This is a genomic window from Nocardioides sp. SYSU D00038 (assembly GCF_016924665.1).
Taxonomy (GTDB): Bacteria; Actinomycetota; Actinomycetes; order Propionibacteriales; family Nocardioidaceae; genus Nocardioides.
This window is the reverse complement of sequence record NZ_JAFFJT010000005.1, coordinates 112669-124719: the sequence shown is the minus strand read 5'-3', so window position 1 is coordinate 124719 and position 12051 is coordinate 112669. Positions and strand designations below refer to the sequence as shown.

Sequence of the window (12051 nt, the reverse complement as noted above, 5' to 3'; positions counted from 1 at the left end):
TGCCGGTGCGGGTTATGCCGAGGTGCCGGCCGCCAGCGCGATCTCGACCATCTCGCCGAACGTCTGCTCCCGCTCCTGCGCCGTGGTCTCCTCGCCGGTGACGATGTGGTCGGAGACCGTGCAGATGGCCAGCGCCCGGCGGCCGAAGCCGGCTGCGATCGTGTAGAGCGCGCTGGCCTCCATCTCGATCGCCAGCACCCCGAAGTCGACCATCCGCCGGGTCAGCTCGGGCCGGGCGGCGTAGAAGGAGTCGCCGCTGAAGATCAGGCCGACGTGCACGTCGTCGCGGTCCGGGGCCGACCGGTGGGCGGCGTCGGAGGCCGCGCGCAGCAGGCCGAAGTCGGCGATCGGGGCGTAGTCGAGCCCCTCGAACCGGATCGAGTTCATCGAGGAGTCGGTGCACGCCGCCTGCGCGATCACGATGTCGCGCACGGCGAGCCGCTCGGTGAGCGCCCCGCAGCTGCCGACCCTGATGATCGACTGCACGTCGTACTCGCGGAACAGCTCGGTCGCGTAGATGGCGCACGAGGGCTGGCCCATGCCGGAGCCCTGCACCGAGACCCGGTGGCCCTGCCAGGTGCCGGTGTAGCCGTACATACCGCGCACCTCGGTGTAGCACCGCGCGTCGGTCAGGAAGGTCTCGGCGATCCAGCGCGCCCGCAGCGGGTCGCCGGGCATCAGCACCAGGGGCGCGACGTCGCCGGGGGCGGCGCCGATGTGGGTGCTCATCAGCCGAGCTGCCCGCGGTAGTTCGGGAGCCGGAACGCCCGGCCGTAGTTGCGCGCGCCGGCGAAGTCGGTGTCGTTGTTGCCGACGTTGGCGATGATCGTGAACCCCTGCTCGATGAACGACGCGCGGCACCGGGTCTTGCCGCCCACCTTGCCCTCGCCCTGCTCGCGGAAGCAGAGCCGGCCGATGTCGTAGCCGGCGCGCGTCAGCTCGCGGACCGTGCGCGGACGCATCCGGGGGAGCCGGGCGGTGTTGAACACCAGCGTGACGCCGAGCCGGCGGGCCCGCTGGGTCCACGCCTTCACCCTCGGGATGGGGCGGCCCTTGGCGTAGTAGGTCATCAGCGTGCTGTTGTCGATGTCGAGGTTGATCGCCAGTCGGGCCTCGGGGTCCGCCTCGGCGACCCGGGCGTCGAGCCAGGTGCCGGCGCCGCGCATCACCCGGTTGACGTCGGCGAGCCACTGCTTCTTGGTCGGCACCGCCTTGCGTGGGGCAGCAGGCAGGTCGGCAGGCAGCGCAGCGACCGGGCCGGGGGCGACCGGGAGCGAGACGGCGAGACAGGTCAGCAGGGCGAGGAGGACGCGGCGCACCGGACCAGTGTGCGGCACCGGGTCGGGCGACGACGAGTCGCCGCCCCGCCGGTCGCTAGCCTCGTCGGGTGTCCTACCCGCACCAGCGCCTGGCCGCCCACCCCCACGACCGGGCCGCGCTGCGGCGCCACGACGCAGCGTGGCTCGAGGAGCGCTGGGCCGACGCCTCGACGCGGGTGCTCGTGGTCTCCGGCACCCGGGTGCGGCCGCGGGACGGCGCGCTCGACTGGGTCGCGCCGGCCGACGCGCCCGACGGGCTGCGGGTGCTGCTCGGCGAGCACGACGGCCGCACCTGGTTCGCTGTCGTGACCGGTGCCGAGGAGGCCGCGGCCGCCCGCGAGGAGTGGGTGCCGTTGCGCGGGCTGCTGCCCCACCTGGGCGACGACACCCTGGCCAGCGCGCCGCTGGTCTTCCACGCCCTCGGCCTCGCGGAGTGGCTCTTCGTCACCCGCTACTGCCCCCGCTGCGGCGAGCCCCTGACTCCGGCCGCGTCCGGCCACGAGCTGCGCTGCGCCAACGGCCACACCCAGTTCCCGCGCACCGACCCGGCCGTGATCATGCTCGTCACCCACGGCGAGCCCGGCACCGACGACGAAATGTGCCTGCTCGGGCGCCAGCCGGTCTGGCCCGCGGGCCGTTACTCGACGCTCGCCGGCTTCTGCGAGCCGGGGGAGACCCTCGAGGACGCCGTGCGCCGCGAGGTGCTCGAGGAGACCGGGGTGGTCGTGGGCGAGGTCGACTACTTCGGCAACCAGCCGTGGCCGCTCCCGGCCAGCCTCATGCTCGGCTTCGTCGGGCGGGCGACCACCACCGAGATCTCCGTCGACCAGGACGAGCTCGACGACGCCCAGTGGTTCACGCGGGCGCAGCTGCGCGCCGGGGCCGAGGACGGCAGCCTGGTGCTGCCGGGCGGCGTCTCGATCAGCCGGTCGCTGGTCGAGCACTGGTACGGCGGCCCGCTGTCGGGCTCGTGGTGAGCGAGCAACGAGCTCATCACGAGCGATGGTGGTCGAGCGAGCGGTGCGACCGAGCCTGCGAGGTCGCGACCCGCGCGTCGAGACCCTCGTGGTGAGCGCGCGGCTCAGGAGGCCAGGGCGGCCAGCTTCTCCTTGACCTGGGCCAGCGAGGGGTTGGTCTGCGCGGTGCCGTCGGCGTACACGAGCGTGGGCACCGTCTGGTTGCCGTCGTTGGCCGACTCCACGATCCGGGCGGCCTCCGGGTGCTGTTCGATGTCCACGGTCTCGTAGGTGATGCCCTCGCGGTCGAGCTGGCTCCTGAGCCGGTGGCAGTAGCCGCACCAGGGGGTGGTGTACATCGTGAACGTGCTCATCTCGGGCTGTCGCCTCCGGCCTCTAGGGTGGTTGCACCCGATACAACCACCCGCCACCCGGAGCTTGTTCCCCACCTCATGACCCCCGACGCCCTCCTCGACGCCCTCGACCCCGAGCAGCGCCGCGTGGCCGAGGCCGTGCGCGGGCCGGTGCGGGTGCTGGCCGGCGCGGGCACCGGCAAGACCCGGGCGATCACCCACCGGATCGCCTACGGGGTGGCCACCGGCGTCTACCAGCCCACCGAGGTGCTGGCCGTCACCTTCACCACCCGCGCCGCGGGCGAGATGCGCCAGCGGCTGCGGGCGCTGGGAGCGGGTCCGGTGCAGGCCCGCACCTTCCACTCCGCCGCGCTGCGCCAGCTGCGCTACTTCTGGCCCCACGTCCACGGCACCGAGCTGCCCACCCTGGTCGAGTCCAAGATCGGCCTGCTCGCCACCGCCGCCCGCCGGCAGCGGATCACCGCCGACCAGGCGCTGCTGCGCGACCTCGCCTCCGAGGTCGAGTGGGCCAAGGTCAGCAACGTGCTGCCCGACGACTACGCCCGGGTCGCCACGGCCCGCGGTCGTCAGGTCACCGGCCACGACCCCGACACCGTGGGCCGGATCTTCGGCAGCTACGAGGAGGTCAAGCGCGGCCAGGGCCGGATGGACATGGAGGACGTGCTGCTGCTGACCGCCGGCGTGCTGGCCGACGACGAGCGGGTGGCCGCTCAGGTGCGGCGCCAGTACAAGTGGTTCGTCGTCGACGAGTTCCAGGACGTCTCGCCGCTGCAGTCGGCGCTGCTCGACCTGTGGCTGGGCGGGCGCGACGAGCTGTGCGTGGTCGGCGACCCCGCCCAGACCATCTACTCCTTCGCCGGCGCCAACGCCGACTACCTGCGCGACTTCCCGCAGCGCTACCCCGGCACCACCTCCATCGAGCTGGTGCGCAACTACCGCTCGACCCCGGAGATCGTCACCACGGCGAACGCGCTGCTGGCCGGCACGGTGAGCAAGGGCGTCGAGCTGCGCTCCCAGCAGCCGTCCGGCCCGGCGGTGCGGTTCGACCCGCGCCCCGACGAGGTCGCCGAGGCGGCCGCGGTCGCGACCCGGATCGCGGCGCTGCGCGACGAGGGCCGGTCGCTGGGTGAGATGGCGGTGCTGTTCCGCATCAACGCCCAGTCCGAGTCGTTCGAGGAGGCGCTGGCCGAGCGCGGCATCCCCTACGTCGTCCGCGGGGCGGCCCGGTTCTTCGACCGCGCCGAGGTGCGCGAGGCGGTCACCCGGATCCGCGGCGCCGCCCGGGGGGAGGGGGGCGACCTCCTCGAGACCGTGCGCGGCACCCTCGCCGGCATGGGCTGGTCGGCCGAGCCGCCCGCGGCCCGCGGGCAGACCCGCGACCGCTGGGAGTCGTGGCAGGCGCTGGTCGACCAGGCGGTGGAGTTCGCGGCCGCCGGCGGCGACCTCGACGGCTTCGTCGCCGAGCTCGACCGCCGGGCCGCCGAGCAGCACGCGCCGGTAGCCGACGGCGTCACGCTCGCCACCGCCCACGCCGCCAAGGGGCTGGAGTGGGACGTGGTGTTCGTCTGCGGCCTCCAGGACGGCACCCTGCCGATCACCTACGCCGACACCCCGGCCGCGGTCGAGGAGGAGCGCCGGCTCCTCTACGTCGCGATGACCCGCGCCCGCCACGAGCTCTCGCTGTCGTGGGCGCTGGCCCGCAACCCCGGCGGTCGAGGCGGTCGCAAGCCGTCACGCTTCCTCGAGCCGCTGCTGCCCGAGTCGGCCCGCCCGCGGCCGACGTCGTCGCGCAGCGGGCGGGCGCTGAGCTGTCGCGAGTGCGGTCGGCCGCTGGCCGGGGCCCAGGAGAAGAAGCGCGGGCGCTGCTCGGACTGCCCGGCCTCCTACGACGAGGAGCTGTTCGAGCGGCTGCGCGAGTGGCGCAAGGAGCGGGCGGCCGACGAGTCGGTGCCGGCGTTCGTCGTCTTCACCGACGCGACGCTGCAGCTGATCGCCGAGGTCAAGCCGCGCACGCCCACCGAGCTGCTGCGCATCAGCGGCATCGGCCGCTCCAAGCTCGAGCGCTACGGCGAGGCCGTCCTCGACCTCGTCGGCTGAGCCTGAGCCGTCGTGAGGGGCTCGGCGGCAGGTTGAAAAAGAAACTTCAGAAATAGTCAATAAATGGTTTGCCCATGACACACGACAGCCGATAGTTTCTGCTCACCGATCCACGACAGCGCACCACGGGACTGACGACCCCGGCGCCCGACGCAACGAAGGAGGTGGCCTCGATGACCACGATGCTCATGACCCAGATCCCCCTGGCTCAGATTCCGGCGACGACCTCGCCCGACTTCGGCATGCCCATCTGCGGCCACGCCTTCCCGACGTCCGTGCGCGTGCTCGAGCCGGCCACCCAGTGGCTCGCTCGCGACCGCAAGGCCGCTTCCGTCAAGGGAGACATGGGTTTCGCCCCGGCCTACGACGCGGGTCCCTCCGCCTGGAGACCACCGACCGGTTGACACACAACCACTCGGCAGCCTCCAGGCCGCGGACCCGAAACCCGGGATCCGCGGCCTTTTCGTTTCTCAGCACCAACCCCGCACGACCTGCGACCAGCTGAACCAAGGAGGTGAACAACGAACATGACCATCAACATCCTCGACCGTGTCGATGGGACTGCCGAGCTGGGCCTGCCCTTCCTGCACGACCAGGCGGACCGGGTGGACGACGCACTGCTGCCCTGCCGGGTGAACAACCCCGAGCTGTGGTTCGCCGAGCTCCCCAGCGACGTGGAGTACGCCAAGGCGCTCTGCGTGGACTGCCCGGTCCGGACCCTGTGCCTCGACGGCGCCCTCGAGCGCCGCGAGCCGTGGGGGGTCTGGGGCGGTGAGCTCTTCCTCCAGGGAGTGGTGATCCCCCGCAAGCGCCCTCGTGGGCGTCCGCGCAAGAACGAGGCGGCCGCCTGAGCGGCGCCCATCACGAAAGCCGAGACAACTGCCGTGCACAACCTTCAGATCCGGAGCACCGAGATGAATCTTCTCCACGAGAACCTGGCCCGCGCACAACAGGCCGAGCGCCTGGGAGAGGCGCAGAACCTTAGGCGGGGCCACCAGCTGGCCCGCGCCCGCCGGCTCAGCCGCCGGGCCGAGCGTGCCGCGCAGCAGGCGCGCCTCGCGCTCGCCCGCGCGCTGTAGCCCGCACCCCGGAGCCGGGTCCGACCCACGTGGGTCGGGCCCGGCTCCGTCGTCCACCCGCCGCCCTCCCGACCGGCGTAGCGTGGCGTCCGTGACGACCTGCGACTTCTGCGGCCGGGTCGAGGAGGACGAGGCCAGCACCCTGACCTGGACCGTCGCGGTCGAGCGCGGCCGGCGCCGGACGTTCTGCGACACCTGCTCGCGCGAGCACCTGCGCTCGATGGAGGGCAAGCTCGACAGCGAGTGGTGGTGACCGGGCTCAGCCGGCGAGCTGGTCCCACGCGCACCCGCAGTGGGGGTGCCGCGGCCAGGTGCGGCGGGACAGGGCCAGCGACGGCTCGACCGCCACGGTGGTCGACCAGGTGACCGGTCGCTCGCCCGCGGCCAGCCGGGCGAGGTCGTAGGCGGCCCAGGTCAGGGCCAGCCGGGTCAGCGCGGGGTCGCCCGGGAAGTGCGGGCCCCGGGAGGCGCGGGCGACCTGGTCGACGACCAGTCCCCGGCGCGGGTCGCGCTCGGCCAGTCGGGCGTCGACGCAGCGCAGGCACGCGGTGACACCCGGGACGACGTAGGGGCCCACCAGCACGCCCCGGGGCGTGCCCTGGAGCACCAAGTGGTCGGTGCCGGCGCGCATCAGGGCGTCGAGGTCGTCGCGCACGGCCGGACCCGGCCGGGCGACCACCACCAGCCGCGCCGGGCCGTCGTCGTCGACGGTCAGCCCGCACTCGCCCAGCGCGGCGGCGAGCTCGCGGCGCACCGGGTCGGCGGCGTCGAGGGCCACCCGGACGCCGCTGGGGACCGGGAGGTCGCGCACCAGCCCGGCGGCGCGCAGCGCGTCGAGGGCGCGGAGCGCCGCGAGCGAGGCGGTGTCGGGGGCCCGGCCGGCGGTCAGGTCGGCGACCAGCCGGCGCACGTCGGGGTGGTCGGGCAGCACGGCGCGCAGCGGCGGGTCGACGCCGAGCTGGAGGTGGTCGGCGTCGCGGCGGACCAGGACCAGGCCGGGCAGCAGCTGGAGCACCCGCACAGCATTCCCCGGCGACGGTGCCGGCCGCGGATGTCGTCCACAGCCCCGGGACAGCAGACGACGGTGCCCCCGGACTCCGGGGGCACCGTCGTGAGCTTGTGGGCTGCGGCCTGTGGTCAGGCCTTGCCGAGGATGCGGTTGAGGTTGGTGCCGCACACGGGGCACACGGCCTTGGCCATGCGGGTGCCCTTGTCGTTCACCTTGACCTCGCCCTCGGCCTCGCGCTTCTCCTTGCACTTCACGCAGTAGAACTCGCCGCTCCAGGTCTCCGCCATGACGGCCTCCTTGCCTATCTTCACTTCGGTCGCCGCGGCGGGAATGGTTGGGGAAGCCCGCCGGAGGCCGGGGACGTGCGTCTCCGAGCCGAGTCGACCCTACGGCACACCCGTCCCAGCACGAAGTAGGCGCCCCGCCGCGGCGACCGGGGTGTCGCGGGGTGGAGTGCGTCACGGCGCCGCCGGCGGGCCCGGCGTAGGTTGCCCCCATGGCCGACCTGACCCACCTGCGCCTCGACCGACCCGCGCCCGGCGTGGCCCTGCTGACCCTCGACAACCCCGACCTGCGCAACGCGATGTCGGACGAGATGACCGCCTCCTGGGGGGCCGCGGTGGCCGAGCTGGCCGCCGACCCCTCGGTGCGGGCGGTGGTGGTGACGGGGGAGGGGTCGGCGTTCTGCTCCGGCGGCAACACCTCGTGGATCGCCTCCGAGCCCGACGCCGGCGTCGACCGGCTGCGCAGCCGGATGCTGCCCTTCTACCGGACCTGGCTGGCGATCCGGCAGCTCGAGGTGCCGACGATCGCGGCGGTCAACGGCCCCGCGATCGGCGCGGGGCTCTGCCTGGCGCTGGCCTGCGACCTCCGCTACGCCGCTGCCGGCGCCCGGCTGGGTGCGCCGTTCGTCAAGCTCGGCATGCACCCCGGGATGGCGGCCACGTACCTGCTCCCCGAGGTGGTCGGCCCCGCCCACGCCCGCGACCTCCTGCTCACCGGCCGCCTGGTCGACGCCGACGAGGCACTGGGGCTCGGGCTGGTCTCGCGGGTGCTCGAGCCGGAGGGGTTCCTCGACGAGGTGCTCGGGATCGCCGCCGGCATCGCCGCCACCGCCCCGATCCCGAGCCGCCTGACCAAGCTGGCACTGCTCGACGGCGGTCATGCCGACTTCGCCGCCGGCCTGCAGTGGGAGGCGATGGCCCAGCCGCTGACGCTGGCGACCGCCGACCTGCAGGAGGGGATCCGGGCCGCGCAGGAGAAGCGCCCGCCGCGGTTCACCGGCGCCTGAGCGGCCGCCGTCGCGACGGTCCCGGTCGGCAGGGACGTGAAGAGGCCCCCGCACCCGCACACCGGACACTTGCCTTCCCCTTGCGAGTGTCCTGCCGCGGGCCCGGGGGCCTCGTCTGGCCGCAACGCTAGGAGGCGCCCCGGCGAGGGTCAATCCGCGGCTGTCCACCCCTGTGGACAAACCTGTGGAGAGGCCGCGGGTGCGTGTGGAGAACCCGCCGACGCCGGTGGACGACACGCCAACGGAACCCGACCGGGCTGTGGACTCCGTGCGGCCGGGGGCCGCGGACCCGGCGCTGACCTGCGACGACGGTTGTCCACGGCCTGTGGACGGAAAATAGTTGGCCGGCGGTCTGGGAGGATCCGGGGCATGGCCGACACGACACGCTACGAGGGCGAGCCGTACGACGCCGGTCCGGTCGCCGCGCTGCGCCGGATCGCGTTCCTGCTCGAGCGGGGCCGCGAGGACACCTACAAGGTCAAGGCGTTCCGCGGCGCCGCCGCGACCATCCTCCCGATGCCGACCGACGAGGTGGCCGCGGCCGTCGAGCACGGCACCCTGGCGAAGCTGCCCGGCATCGGGGCGAGCTCGGCGGAGGTGATCACCGAGGCGGTGCGCGGCGTCGTGCCACGGCGGCTGGCCCGGCTCGAGCAGGAGCACGGTGGCCCGCTGACCGAGGGCGGCCACGACCTGCGGGCCCGGCTCCGCGGCGACCTGCACTCCCACTCCGACTGGTCCGACGGCGGCTCGCCGATCGAGGAGATGGCGTTCACCGCCATCGAGCTGGGCCACGAGTACCAGGTGCTCACCGACCACTCGCCCCGACTCACCGTCGCCCACGGGCTGAGCGCCGAGCGGCTGGCCCGCCAGCTCGACGTCGTCGACGCGGTCAACGAGCACCTGGCCGGCGCCGGCTTCACGCTGCTCAAGGGGATCGAGGTCGACATCCTCGACGACGGCTCGCTCGACCAGACCGACGAGCTGCTGGCCCGGCTCGACGTCCGGGTGGCGAGCGTGCACTCCAAGCTGAAGATGGAGCGCGACGCGATGACCCGCCGGATGGTCGCCGCGGTGCGCAACCCGTTCACCAACGTGCTGGGCCACTGCACCGGCCGCCTGGTCACCGGCGGTCGCGGCACCCGGCCGCCGTCACAGTTCGACGCCCGCGCGGTCTTCGAGGCCTGCGCCGAGAACGACGTGGCCGTCGAGATCAACTCGCGGCCCGAGCGCCGCGATCCGCCCACCCAGCTGCTCGAGCTGGCGCGCGACATCGGCTGCCTGTTCTCCATCGACTCCGACGCCCACGCCCCAGGCCAGCTCGACTTCCTGGTCTACGGCGCCGAGCGGGCCGAGGCGGCCGGGATCGATCCCGACCGGATCGTCACCACCTGGCCCCGTGACCGGCTGCTCGCCTGGGCCGATCCACAGGCGGCGCGCGGTTGAGCCGTTCCGGGGGCGGCGCGGGCTAGATTCCTTGCCATGGCGACCCCGGAGGACGAGCCGCGGGTCGAGGTCCGCCGCTCGGCCCGCCGGCGACGCACGGTCTCGGCCTACCGTGACGGCGACCGCATCGTCGTGCTCGTGCCGGCCTCGCTGACCCGGGCCGAGGAGGCGGAGTGGGTGCGCACCATGGTGGCCAGGGTGCAGCGCTCGGAGCGCCGGGTGGCGCCGTCCGACGACGCGCTCATGCAGCGCGCCCGCGACCTCAGCGACCGCTGGCTCGGCGGGCTCGCGACGCCGAGCTCGGTGCGGTGGGTGGACAACCAGCGGTCGCGCTGGGGGTCGTGCACGCCCGGCGACCGCACGATCCGGCTGTCCTCGCGACTGCAGGGGATGCCGGCGTGGGTGATCGACTACGTCCTGGTGCACGAGCTGGCCCACCTGCTCGAGCCCGGCCACGACGCGGCGTTCTGGGCGTGGGTCAACCGCTACCCCAAGGCGGAGCGGGCCCGCGGCTACCTGCTGGGCTGGTCGACGGCCGCCCGGCTCGAGCTGCCCCCCGGCGAGGACGACGACGCGGTCGACGGCTGACGCGAGGCGGCCAGCGCCACCAGCTCGACCAGGTCGGCGGCGTCGGTGGGCAGCTCGTCCAGCGGCCACCAGCGCAGGTCGGTGGACTCCTCGCTGACCACGGGCGTCGCGCCCGGCGGTGCGACCGCGACGAACCGCACGTCGAGGTGGGTGTAGGCGGCGCCCTCCGGGGTGCGACCGCAGAACGGCACCTCGTGCTCGCTGAGCTGCACCGGCACCGGGTCGACGACCAGGCCGGCGATACCGGACTCCTCGGTGGCCTCGCGAAGCGCCGCGCGGGCGAGGGTCGCGTCGTCGTCCTCGCAGTGGCCGCCGAGCTGGAACCAGGCGCCCGCCCGGCGGTGCAGGGTCAGCAGGGTCCGGCTCCGGGTGGAGTCGAGGAGCAGGGTGCTGGCGGTGAGGTGGTGCGGCGCGCACGACCGGCGTACGGCGTCGGGGCGGGCGTCGAGCCAGTCGACGTAGCGGCGACGCAGCCGCTCCTGCTCGGGCGTGGGCGCCGGCCAGCCGCCGAGGACGGCCCGGGCGTCGGTCGCGAGCGTCACTCCCCGGCTGACTCGTCGTCCGTGGTCGGCTCGTCGCCGTCGAGCAGCTTGCGCAGCTCGGCGTCGAAGTCCTCCTCGCTCAGCCGCTCCGGCGCGGCGGCGTCCTCGCGGAACCCGAGCGGGTCGTCGAGGTCGGCCGCGCTGGGCAGCAGGTCGGGGTGCATCCAGACGCCGTCACGGGCCTCGGTGCCCTGACGGGTGCGCAGGGAGCCCCACAGGGTGGAGGCGTCGCGCAGCCGGCGCGGGCGCAGCTCGAGCCCGACCAGGGTGGCGAAGGTCTGCTCGGCGGGTCCGCCCGCGGCGCGGCGGCGACGGAACGCCTCCTGCAGCCGGCCGGCGGTCGGCATTCGCTCCTGGGTGGCCTGGCCGACCACCTCGTCGACCCAGCCCTCCACCAGCGCGAGGGTGACCTCGAGCCGCTCGAGCGCGGCCCGCTGGGCCGGCGACTCGGGCAGCTCGAACATGCCGCCCTCGAGCAGCTGCTTCATCGCCTCGGGGTCGGTGGGGTCGAGGCCGCGCATCTGCTCCTCGACCCGCTGCTGGATGGCCTCGAGGTTGACCTCGACGCCCTGCGCGTACGCCGTGACCGCGCCGACGACGTGCTCGCGCAGCCACGGGACGCCGGCGAACAGGCGCTGGTGGGCGGCCTCGCGGAGCGCGAGGTAGAGGCGGACGTCGTCCTCGGAGACGTCGAGCCCGGCCGCGAACTCCGCGACGTTGGCCGGCAGCAGCACCGCGCGGCCGGCCGGCGCGAGCGGGATGCCGATGTCGGAGACACTGAGCACCTCGCCGGCCAGGGTGCCGAGGCCGGAGCCGACCTGCGAGGCCAGCAGCGCCCCGATCGCCTTGCCCATGATCCCGAGCAGGGGGCCGGCCTGGGCCCGCGCCTCCTCCGGCAGCGCCGAGCTCATCGTGGTGACCGACTGCGCCGCGACCGGCTCGACCAGCACCTTCCAGACGTCGGTGGTGCCCACGACCCACTCCGCGCGGCTCCAGGCCGCGGTGGTCGTCACGCCGGAGGGGAAGCCGGTGGTCTCGTCGAGCCAGTGGTCGGCGAGCCGGAGCGCGTCGGCGACCGCGGCGTGCTGGGCGGCGGTGGGGCTCGGATCGGGCGACTGCGCGACGGTCTTGCGCGCGATGTCGAGGGCGACGTCCCAGTTCAGTGGTCCGTCGTAGGGCTGGAGCAGCGACTGGAGCTGGCCGAAGAGCTGGCCCAGGTCGGGCATGCCGGCGGCGCCGCCCTTGAAGAACTGCTCGAAGGGGGTGCCACCGAAGGGGTTGTTCGCGTCGTCGTTGCCGCCCGAGCCCGGCTTGGCGGAGTCGTCGTCCATGCCTCCACGGTACGCCGTGGCG

At 74.1% G+C, this 12051-nt stretch carries 16 protein-coding genes; 9 read left to right on the top strand and 7 right to left on the bottom strand.

All coding sequences use genetic code 11. From position 1 onward, the window contains the following. Positions 1-12 precede the first annotated feature (12 nt). Together deoD and JT721_RS21535 are read right to left on the bottom strand one after the other, a co-directional pair. Entirely contained in the window at positions 13-729 is a 717-nt protein-coding gene (gene deoD / locus JT721_RS01545; protein ID WP_205471125.1) for a purine-nucleoside phosphorylase, read from the bottom strand. After that, positions 729-1319: an HAD family acid phosphatase gene (locus JT721_RS21535; RefSeq protein WP_205471124.1), complete on the bottom strand. Its 591-nt coding sequence runs from the start codon at positions 1317-1319 to the stop codon at positions 729-731. Before JT721_RS21535 ends, deoD begins: the two co-directional genes overlap by 1 nt. A 68-nt stretch (positions 1320-1387) precedes the next feature. On the opposite strand from JT721_RS21535, the gene nudC reads away from it, so the two are divergent. After that, on the top strand, positions 1388-2296 hold the full coding sequence (gene nudC / locus JT721_RS01535) for an NAD(+) diphosphatase (RefSeq protein WP_205471123.1): 909 nt from the start codon (positions 1388-1390) through the stop codon (positions 2294-2296). A 104-nt stretch (positions 2297-2400) separates the two neighbouring features. On the opposite strand, the gene JT721_RS01530 is transcribed toward nudC, so the two are convergent. Next, positions 2401-2649, bottom strand: a complete 249-nt coding sequence (locus JT721_RS01530; RefSeq protein WP_205471122.1) for a mycoredoxin — start codon at positions 2647-2649, stop codon at positions 2401-2403. A 78-nt stretch (positions 2650-2727) separates the two neighbouring features. On the opposite strand from JT721_RS01530, the gene JT721_RS01525 reads away from it, so the two are divergent. From JT721_RS01525 to JT721_RS01505, 5 genes are all read left to right on the top strand, one after another. Beyond that, positions 2728-4746 carry an ATP-dependent helicase gene (locus JT721_RS01525; RefSeq protein ID WP_205471121.1) on the top strand — a complete coding sequence of 673 codons (2019 nt, stop codon included), beginning with the start codon at positions 2728-2730 and terminating at the stop codon, positions 4744-4746. A gap of 173 nt (positions 4747-4919) precedes the next feature. Continuing rightward, a complete protein-coding gene (locus JT721_RS01520; RefSeq protein WP_205471120.1) occupies positions 4920-5150 on the top strand; it encodes a hypothetical protein in 231 nt (76 codons plus the stop codon). A 123-nt stretch (positions 5151-5273) separates the two neighbouring features. Further along, entirely contained in the window at positions 5274-5597 is a 324-nt protein-coding gene (locus tag JT721_RS01515) for a WhiB family transcriptional regulator (protein WP_205471119.1), read from the top strand. Between the two features lie 33 nt (positions 5598-5630). Then, complete coding sequence (locus tag JT721_RS01510; protein ID WP_205471118.1) at positions 5631-5825, top strand: hypothetical protein; 195 nt, start codon at positions 5631-5633, stop codon at positions 5823-5825. 91 nt (positions 5826-5916) lie between these two features. Next, on the top strand, positions 5917-6078 hold the full coding sequence (locus tag JT721_RS01505; protein WP_205471117.1) for a hypothetical protein: 162 nt from the start codon (positions 5917-5919) through the stop codon (positions 6076-6078). 6 nt (positions 6079-6084) lie between these two features. On the opposite strand, the gene JT721_RS01500 is transcribed toward JT721_RS01505, so the two are convergent. Both JT721_RS01500 and JT721_RS01495 read right to left on the bottom strand, forming a co-directional pair. After that, entirely contained in the window at positions 6085-6840 is a 756-nt protein-coding gene (locus JT721_RS01500) for a TOMM precursor leader peptide-binding protein (protein WP_205471116.1), read from the bottom strand. 122 nt (positions 6841-6962) lie between these two features. Continuing rightward, on the bottom strand, positions 6963-7121 hold the full coding sequence (locus tag JT721_RS01495; RefSeq protein WP_011754982.1) for a DUF5679 domain-containing protein: 159 nt from the start codon (positions 7119-7121) through the stop codon (positions 6963-6965). Positions 7122-7330: 209 nt separating this feature from the next. Between JT721_RS01495 and JT721_RS01490 the strand changes: the two genes are divergently transcribed. From JT721_RS01490 to JT721_RS01480, 3 genes are all read left to right on the top strand, one after another. After that, on the top strand, positions 7331-8125 hold the full coding sequence (locus JT721_RS01490) for an enoyl-CoA hydratase/isomerase family protein (RefSeq protein ID WP_205471115.1): 795 nt from the start codon (positions 7331-7333) through the stop codon (positions 8123-8125). A gap of 369 nt (positions 8126-8494) precedes the next feature. Further along, positions 8495-9568: a PHP domain-containing protein gene (locus JT721_RS01485; protein ID WP_205471114.1), complete on the top strand. Its 1074-nt coding sequence runs from the start codon at positions 8495-8497 to the stop codon at positions 9566-9568. Between the two features lie 36 nt (positions 9569-9604). After that, on the top strand, positions 9605-10156 hold the full coding sequence (locus JT721_RS01480; protein WP_205471113.1) for a M48 family metallopeptidase: 552 nt from the start codon (positions 9605-9607) through the stop codon (positions 10154-10156). On the opposite strand, the gene JT721_RS01475 is transcribed toward JT721_RS01480, so the two are convergent. Then, on the bottom strand, positions 10081-10698 hold the full coding sequence (locus JT721_RS01475) for an NUDIX hydrolase (protein WP_205471112.1): 618 nt from the start codon (positions 10696-10698) through the stop codon (positions 10081-10083). The genes JT721_RS01480 and JT721_RS01475 overlap by 76 nt on opposite strands. Further along, on the bottom strand, positions 10695-12029 hold the full coding sequence (locus tag JT721_RS01470; RefSeq protein ID WP_205471111.1) for a zinc-dependent metalloprotease: 1335 nt from the start codon (positions 12027-12029) through the stop codon (positions 10695-10697). The genes JT721_RS01475 and JT721_RS01470 overlap by 4 nt, the downstream gene beginning before the upstream one ends. Positions 12030-12051 lie beyond the last annotated feature (22 nt).

What these genes read in the sequence shown, in the direction of transcription:
- deoD (WP_205471125.1), bottom strand. Translation starts at nt 729, where the DNA reads ATGAGCACCCACATCGGCGCCGCCCCCGGCGACGTCGCGCCCCTGGTG.
- JT721_RS01530 (WP_205471122.1), bottom strand. Translation starts at nt 2,649, where the DNA reads ATGAGCACGTTCACGATGTACACCACCCCCTGGTGCGGCTACTGCCAC.
- JT721_RS01525 (WP_205471121.1), top strand. Translation starts at nt 2,728, where the DNA reads ATGACCCCCGACGCCCTCCTCGACGCCCTCGACCCCGAGCAGCGCCGC.
- JT721_RS01520 (WP_205471120.1), top strand. Translation starts at nt 4,920, where the DNA reads ATGACCACGATGCTCATGACCCAGATCCCCCTGGCTCAGATTCCGGCG.
- JT721_RS01515 (WP_205471119.1), top strand. Translation starts at nt 5,274, where the DNA reads ATGACCATCAACATCCTCGACCGTGTCGATGGGACTGCCGAGCTGGGC.
- JT721_RS01495 (WP_011754982.1), bottom strand. Translation starts at nt 7,121, where the DNA reads ATGGCGGAGACCTGGAGCGGCGAGTTCTACTGCGTGAAGTGCAAGGAG.
- JT721_RS01490 (WP_205471115.1), top strand. Translation starts at nt 7,331, where the DNA reads ATGGCCGACCTGACCCACCTGCGCCTCGACCGACCCGCGCCCGGCGTG.
- JT721_RS01485 (WP_205471114.1), top strand. Translation starts at nt 8,495, where the DNA reads ATGGCCGACACGACACGCTACGAGGGCGAGCCGTACGACGCCGGTCCG.
- JT721_RS01480 (WP_205471113.1), top strand. Translation starts at nt 9,605, where the DNA reads ATGGCGACCCCGGAGGACGAGCCGCGGGTCGAGGTCCGCCGCTCGGCC.
- JT721_RS01470 (WP_205471111.1), bottom strand. Translation starts at nt 12,029, where the DNA reads ATGGACGACGACTCCGCCAAGCCGGGCTCGGGCGGCAACGACGACGCG.